The 6,405-nt window shown below is 66.6% G+C and carries 6 protein-coding genes and 1 pseudogene; 3 read left to right on the forward strand and 4 right to left on the reverse strand.

All coding sequences use genetic code 11. The features are described 5' to 3' along the window. The 3 genes and pseudogenes from LJE69_RS09000 to LJE69_RS09010 form a co-directional block, all read right to left on the reverse strand. Positions 1-816, reverse strand: a pseudogene (locus LJE69_RS09000) (hypothetical protein); the annotation flags it as partial. A 600-nt stretch (positions 817-1,416) separates the two neighbouring features. Next, a complete protein-coding gene (locus tag LJE69_RS09005) occupies positions 1,417-2,247 on the reverse strand; it encodes a polysaccharide deacetylase family protein (RefSeq protein WP_296924070.1) in 831 nt (276 codons plus the stop codon). A 933-nt stretch (positions 2,248-3,180) separates the two neighbouring features. Then, positions 3,181-3,429 carry a glycine zipper domain-containing protein gene (locus LJE69_RS09010; RefSeq protein ID WP_296924072.1) on the reverse strand — a complete coding sequence of 83 codons (249 nt, stop codon included), beginning with the start codon at positions 3,427-3,429 and terminating at the stop codon, positions 3,181-3,183. 348 nt (positions 3,430-3,777) lie between these two features. On the opposite strand from LJE69_RS09010, the gene LJE69_RS09015 reads away from it, so the two are divergent. Together LJE69_RS09015 and LJE69_RS09020 are read left to right on the forward strand one after the other, a co-directional pair. Then, the gene (locus LJE69_RS09015) at positions 3,778-4,191 is read left to right on the forward strand and encodes a hypothetical protein (RefSeq protein ID WP_296924074.1); all 414 of its coding nucleotides are present in this window, start codon (positions 3,778-3,780) and stop codon (positions 4,189-4,191) included. 186 nt (positions 4,192-4,377) lie between these two features. Continuing rightward, a complete protein-coding gene (locus LJE69_RS09020) occupies positions 4,378-4,989 on the forward strand; it encodes a DUF3611 family protein (RefSeq protein WP_296924076.1) in 612 nt (203 codons plus the stop codon). A gap of 470 nt (positions 4,990-5,459) precedes the next feature. Here the strand turns inward: LJE69_RS09020 and LJE69_RS09025 are convergent, their stop codons facing one another. Then, positions 5,460-5,867, reverse strand: coding sequence for a hypothetical protein (locus tag LJE69_RS09025; RefSeq protein WP_296924077.1), 408 nt, complete (start codon positions 5,865-5,867; stop codon positions 5,460-5,462). Positions 5,868-5,910: 43 nt separating this feature from the next. Between LJE69_RS09025 and LJE69_RS09030 the strand changes: the two genes are divergently transcribed. Beyond that, a partial coding sequence (locus tag LJE69_RS09030; protein ID WP_296924079.1) for an efflux RND transporter periplasmic adaptor subunit occupies positions 5,911-6,405 on the forward strand: 495 nt, incomplete at its 3' end.

The following is a 6,405-nucleotide window of genomic DNA, read 5'->3' on the forward strand; positions in this document are numbered from 1 at the left end:
CAGCGGCTTCCAGACGGCGGGCGTGGACAGCAGGCCGTGCACCAGCACCAGCGGCGTCTTGTCCGGCTGGAAGGGCTCCAGGAACACGATGCGCGGCTCGCCCCGGAAGTGCCCCGGCCACAGCAGGTTGGCGATGGCCGCCCCGGTCCTGACGCCGGTGGCCCTGGTGGCTTCGATGGGGGCCAGCAGGTCCATCGCGACCGGCAAGGTGCCGTACGCCGTCGGCACGGCTGCAACGGCGGTGGGGTCCACCAGGGCGGCCTCGCAACAGGTGGTGGTCCGGACGGCGGCCGCGGAAGGCGTGCGACTTGGATGTCGCTCTGTCGGTGGCGCCGAGAGCACCCGTGAGCCCGTGCGCTCAGGCGTGTTGCCGGGTGGGCCGCCCGGTTGAGCCACCAGGGTCGCCGGCAAGTGGTAGCCGGCGCGCGGCGCGTTCGGGTCTCGCGGCGCCGGCAGCCGGGCCACCAGGGGCAGGCCGATACCGGCCCGGCCGAGCCCCGCGGGCGTCACGCGGGTGCGCATGATGGGCGTGACGTCGCGCAGCTCGGCAGGGTTGAGCAGCGCCTTTTGCTGCGCGACACCGGCCGCGGGCCGCGGCGGCGTCGCCTCGGCCAGCAGCGCCGGCAGGTGGCTCGCGAGGAGCCGCCGCTGCCGCACCTCGTCGCGAGCCAGTGCCTCGGGGCGGTTGCGGCTTTGGGCAATGGCCTCGATGGACCCCGCCAGGGCCGGACCGAGCCCCGAGACGGCGGCGCCATTGCCCGCACCGCCTTCCCGCGGCAGGGGCGCTGCGGACTGACAGCCGGCCAGGGGCAGCACCAGCAGTGTCGGGATCAGCAGGACCAGTGCCGGCAGGGGCCACGAAAGCAGCGCATCGCGCGTGCGAGCAGGGCATCGGGCAGCGGGCCGTGCGCGCCTGGCTGTCCGTCGTTCAGCGCGTGGTCGGCGCGTGCCCGGACAGGCGGTCCGCGACTTCGTGTCCGGCTGGTCGGTAGTGGCTGTCGGCATGGCTGCGTGCAGGCGGCCCTTGGTCGATGCAGTTGTTTGACTCGTCGGCTCGCGGCGCGCGGTCAATGACGCTGATTGTCGGGGCGCTCAGCGTCGTTCTGGTGCCCTGGCTGCTGCCGTTGTATCCGTAGGTGCTTGGCGCGATCGGGCCAGCCGAGCGTATCCCAGCATCGTACCAGCCGTGGGTTTCGGTCTTGCCGATAATGTGGCGAGGCGGGCGTACTGCGAAGGTTTGCCAAGCCACCGGCCAGGACGCGATGAGTCGCTACGAAGCACGCGAAAGGCGCGAAAATGCTGGAGCAGTCCGTGAATCCACCCCTTTCGCGTATTTCGTGCATTGCGTAGTTGCCAGGTCTCCAGCTCCCGGCGTCGTGACTCGATTGTTCAGTCCTGACACTACCAACGCCACGCTCAGTGCGGATAGTCGGCAATGCCCCGCATTTCGCCGAAGTCGACTACGGTAAGCCCATCCACGGACGCGACGTGGCCGAAGATCTTGTCCAGGTCGGTGTCTCTGTATTCCCAGTCGTTCGCGGGCGCCCCCTTGACGATGTTGTGGAAGCAGAGTACCAGCCACTTCTTTGCAGCAACGGCCCTGTCGATGCGCCCGGTTACGTCAGCAACGGATTCGCCGGACTCGACGCAGTGCGAAGCCATGTCCATCCACTTGGGTGCATTGGCGTCATTGAATCCTTCCAGCTCAAGTTGTTCCCCCCAGGTGCGCCGATGCATACTGAAGCGCTTGCCGATGGCCGCGACGACCTTCGCGTTGTAGTCCCCGTACGGCGTGGCAAAGACTTCTGGGTTGAGATGCTGCGCCGTCAGGGTCTTGAATGACTCATCGACCTCCTTGGCCAGGGCTGCATCCGAGATCTGCGTGAGATAAGCATGGGTATGGGAGTGGGAACCGATCTCCCACCCCTGCTGGTACAGATCGTGAATCTGATCCCAGTTCATGTACCAGGATTGTTCGCCGGGTCGGGCCACGAGTCCGGTTATGACGAACAAAGTTGCGGGAAATTTGTACTTGGCGATGAGCGGTGCAGCGTTGTTGTAGACGGTTATCGGCGCGTCATCAAAAGAAAATGTGATGTAAGCCTTGCTGCCTGTAGGTGTTTCGCTCCATGCGAGCGCTCCGGCAAGCATGCATGTCGCAGCAGCGAGGAGGATCAGGTGATATTTGAGTGGCCTTTGCATGTCGATACCTGTCGAAATGTCCTGATTGGCGTTGGAAGAAACCAATAGTCGGCGATGCCCGGGCAGATCGGCGTTGCGCCTGAAATCGCGGTGCCTGGAACAGCGCCAGGCAACAGCGCCAGTCGAAGTGTCCGGGCAGAGTCGATAGTTGGCGGGTGTCCTACCTGACGAGAAGCGCCGCAAAGATAGATCCCGGTGTTTGCCAAATGCTCCTGCTCCGAATACGGGACGTTTTCTTATGCGATCCATTCGCGCCAGGTTGCTCGATCAAAGGTCTGTCGCATTATCAGGTTGAATCAGCGAGCGGCAACCCGCATTCGGCATCGGTGGTGTCCCGACCGTAGCTAAGGATATGCCGATAAAGCGGCGTTTAGCAAAGCTCGCGCAAGGTGAGCAGCGCCGCGATCGAAAGGCCATCGAAGCGGTAACCTTCATCACCGCGGCCTCGCTGTGCACATACTCTGCCGTTTCATCAGGCCCGTATCCCGGTCGCCGCCAAGGGACTATTCCCGTGGCTACAGCGCGTATACGCGCATGTCACAGAGCGTATATATCCTATTCGACGATGCGTATACGAACTGAGCCGAGAAACCTGCTTTAGGTCTTCTAAATGTCCGATAAGGAGTTTTGCGGGGTCCGCCGTGGGTGGTTGCCTTGGGACTCGCGGGGGCGTGCGGTAATCGGCGATGCCGAGCGCGAGGCCGGACCTGCCAGCCATGGCGCGACAGGGGGGCAGAGAGGGGAGAAGAAATCGGGGGCATGCGAGGCATCCCCTCGCTCATCGCCGGTCCACGGGGCGGGGCGGGCGAGGTCGGTGCGAGCCGCCCATCGCGGTGGCCGGTTGGCGGCGGCGTGCCTGGCTGGCTCGAGCGGGGCTGGCTCGCGTGGGGCTAGCTCGAGCGAGCTTGGCTCGAGTGAGGCGGGTTGGTGTGCCGGACCCGTCTTGTCCGGCAATGTTGTGGGCGGCCGTGTGCGGCGTCAGTCGATGTTCCCGCGTTGATGCTGATCGAAGAGGTAGCCGCCTAGGGCTCCTGCGCCCGCCCCGATCAGGGCGCCGCGCCCGGCATTCGCGCTGAGCGAGCCGAGGGCAGCCCCGGTTGCGGCGCCGAACAGGGCGCCGCTGCCGGCGCGGCTGCCCGTGGTGGTGCCGCATCCGGCGATGCCGAGCGCTAGGACGGCCAGCAGCGCGAGATACAGATGGGTTGGCCGGAACGTGTTCGTGCTCATCGGTGGTGATGATTGCCTGTTTGGGTGTAGTGGACTGACCAATTGGCCGCGCTCGCCGTCGGCCCGGCCTGAATACCGGAGTCTATTCGGCGACGATTGGTGCGGCCATCCGTTGGCGATCTGCGGGGCTGCCGTTACGATCATCGGCATTCGCAGTCGTCAGCGGCAGGGCGTGGATCTGTGGGTCTTGAGACAGCTCGGCATCCCGCACCAGCCCCCGGCAGTGCCTGCCGGGACGTCATCGTGCTGAACCGGAGCCGAGCATGACGAGACTCACGCGGGCAGGCAAGCGTCTTCTCCGCTATGTCGCGTCGGCGGTGCTGGGTGCTGGGTGCTGTTGCCGCAGCCGTGATCGCCTATGCACTCTGGGCGCGTGCTCAGCCACCGCTTCAGCCTTGGCACCGGGGCCACCTCGGTGAGGAATTCACCGCCGCCAAGGCGGATGATGTCGCGACCCTAGACGACTACCTGGCCCTGGAAGGGCGCGTCTTCGACGAAATGGACGCGAAGGTCTACTGGACGAGCCTCGTGCCGGAGTTCGACCCGTTCAACTACAACGCCTTCACGGCCAACGCGAGTCTCCAGGTTCACCGCATGACCCGTGCCACGACGCGGCGGATACGGCGCATGGCCGCCCAGGGTCCGATTGCGGATTTCCCCTCGACCCCATTCGGCGGGCATTGTCCGCGGCGAGCCCTTGTCCGGGGTCTCGCCGGGCGACACCGTAGTGTTGTCCCACCAAGTGATAGGGGAAAGGCATGATTGGTGATCGACGCAATAGCGGTGTCTCGCTATCGGAGTATCTACATTGCCCCTTGTCGCCAGGCCCACACCGTTCGTGGACTCCGATACTCGGTCTGTCTCAATCGCTCCATTCGCGGCAGATTCCGGGTGCTATATTTCGTCCGCCCGTCTCCTAAAACCCCATCACTAAGCGGAGAGTCGTAAATGGCTGTTGCACCCTGGCCTCCCAAAGACCCCGACCAACTCGGGGCAACCTTCTCCAAGCTCGGCTGGACCGGTTTCGCGATTCAACTCGTGCTCCTTGCCGTGCCGCTGGCGCTGGCGGTGTACGTGATCTTCGGTTTCTCGCCACAGTCTGCCGCACGCAAGGGCATCGATCTGAGCAACTATCTGTCCTACGGCGGCATGATCGTGACCATCTTCACCGCCTTCTGGTTCTTCCGTTACCCGGCGCTCGGGCATCGCATCGCCGCCGGGGATGCGCGCCTCAGCGGCGGGGGCGTGGTGAAAACCGTCTGGATCGGCATCTGGGCGAGTTGCCTCGGCATTCTCTTTTCCATGCTGCTGCTGTTCGGCGCGGCCGGCCGCCTGCTGTTCGTGATGCTGGCGAACCCGCAGACGGGGCTCATGATCTCCCCGAACATCGGCGGCAATCCCAGCCAGTCCATCTCCGCGCTGGACGGCATCAGCCTGCTGACGCTGCTCATCATGCTGACCGCCGAGCTCGTGGTGCTGGGGCTGTCGCTGTGGCTGCTGTACCGCACGGTGACGCCGGCCTCGGAGGTGGCGACGGCCAAGCTGGCCGCTCAGGCCTGAACCGCCGGCGGGTCGGCGACGGCGGCTTGTCCTTCAAGCGCCGAGGGGGGCCGGTGGAGCGGCCCGATCATACGGCGCAGCCGGCAGCCGGCAGCCGGGGACGGCGACGCGGGCACCCGTCCCTGATCGCGGCGCGGACAGCGCGCGATGTCGGGGCCGGCTGCGCCAGGACGGAGCTGTCCGCCGGAAAGCGCTCCCCCATCGAGCGCTCCCCGGAGCGACCGCGGGAGCGCCCGCGGCAGCATCCGCGGGAGCGATCCCTGCAACGAGTCCGTGGAGCAACCAACTCGGTGGCACGCCCAATCGCCTTCTTTACCCGGCTGCTGCTTCTGTTCGGTTTCTGGCTGGCTTGGCGGCAGACGAGGCCCTGTTCCTGAAGGTCCTGGGCGTGAGTGATGCGACGCAGCAGGGGCCACGGCCATGACCGGCCTGCTGCTCGGCGCACCGGGGCATCGCGGCGGGCGCGCCGCTCACACGTCGATGCGTGGCGGTGGGAGCGCCGTCCTCGGCGCGATGAAGAGGTCGGGGCGCGGCGGTCGCGGCGCGGACGCCGCTCCCACGACGGGGTCGCGGTTGTGACGGGCTTTCTGCTGGGCGCCGGACTGTTGATCCTGCTGACGGTGCTGCTGGGTCCGGGAAACAATAGGGTCAGACACCGTCGCGAGCGAGGCAGGGCAGTCTTGAACCTGGCCGTAAATTTGCCGGCCGACGTCGCCCCGTGGCTGGGCGGTTCCCGTTCCGCGGAGCTGCTGTTCCCGATGCTGGCGCTGCCGGTGCTGGCACAGCTTGGCTACCTGTTCCTGCTGTTTCCGCTCGCGGGCGGTGTGTCGGGCGGCGCGGCGTCCACGGCGGCGCTGATCCAATCGGTTATCGGTCAATCATCGGCGGTGTTCGCCGCTGCAATCAGCTCAGGGGTGGCATATGCACCAGGCGGGTCCAAAGCTCTCTCCACGGGGTCGGCGCACGCTCTTATCGCTGCTGACCATCTGCGCGGGCCTGCTGCTCAGCGCGTGCGGACAGGATCAATCCCCGGCGGGCGGCGCCAAGCCTGAGCCGATCCGGCCGGTACGCGTCGCGGAGGTCACCGAAACCGGCGGCGGCGAAGACATCACGCTCCACGGCACGATCGAGGCGCAGGACAGCATCAACCTGGCCTTTCGCGTGGGCGGCCAGCTCATCGCGCGCAGCGTCAACGTCGGCGACCGGGTGCGCGCGGGGCAGATCGTGGCGCGCCTGGACCCGGCGACGGCGCAGCACGCGGTGGACGCCGCCCGCGCCAAGGTCGCGGCGGCCATGGCGCGGCTGGTGGAGGCGCGCAACACCATTGCGCGCTATGAGCCGATGCTGGCGCGTGGCTTCGTTGCCCGGCAGCAGTTCGACCGCGCGCAGGAGGCGCTGAGCGCCGCGCAGGCGCAG

It is taken from the genome of Thiohalocapsa sp., assembly GCF_022340605.1.
GTDB lineage: Bacteria > Pseudomonadota > Gammaproteobacteria > Chromatiales > Chromatiaceae > Thiohalocapsa.

What these genes read in the sequence shown, in the direction of transcription:
- LJE69_RS09010 (WP_296924072.1), bottom strand. Translation starts at nt 3,429, where the DNA reads ATGAGCACGAACACGTTCCGGCCAACCCATCTGTATCTCGCGCTGCTG.
- LJE69_RS09020 (WP_296924076.1), top strand. Translation starts at nt 4,378, where the DNA reads ATGGCTGTTGCACCCTGGCCTCCCAAAGACCCCGACCAACTCGGGGCA.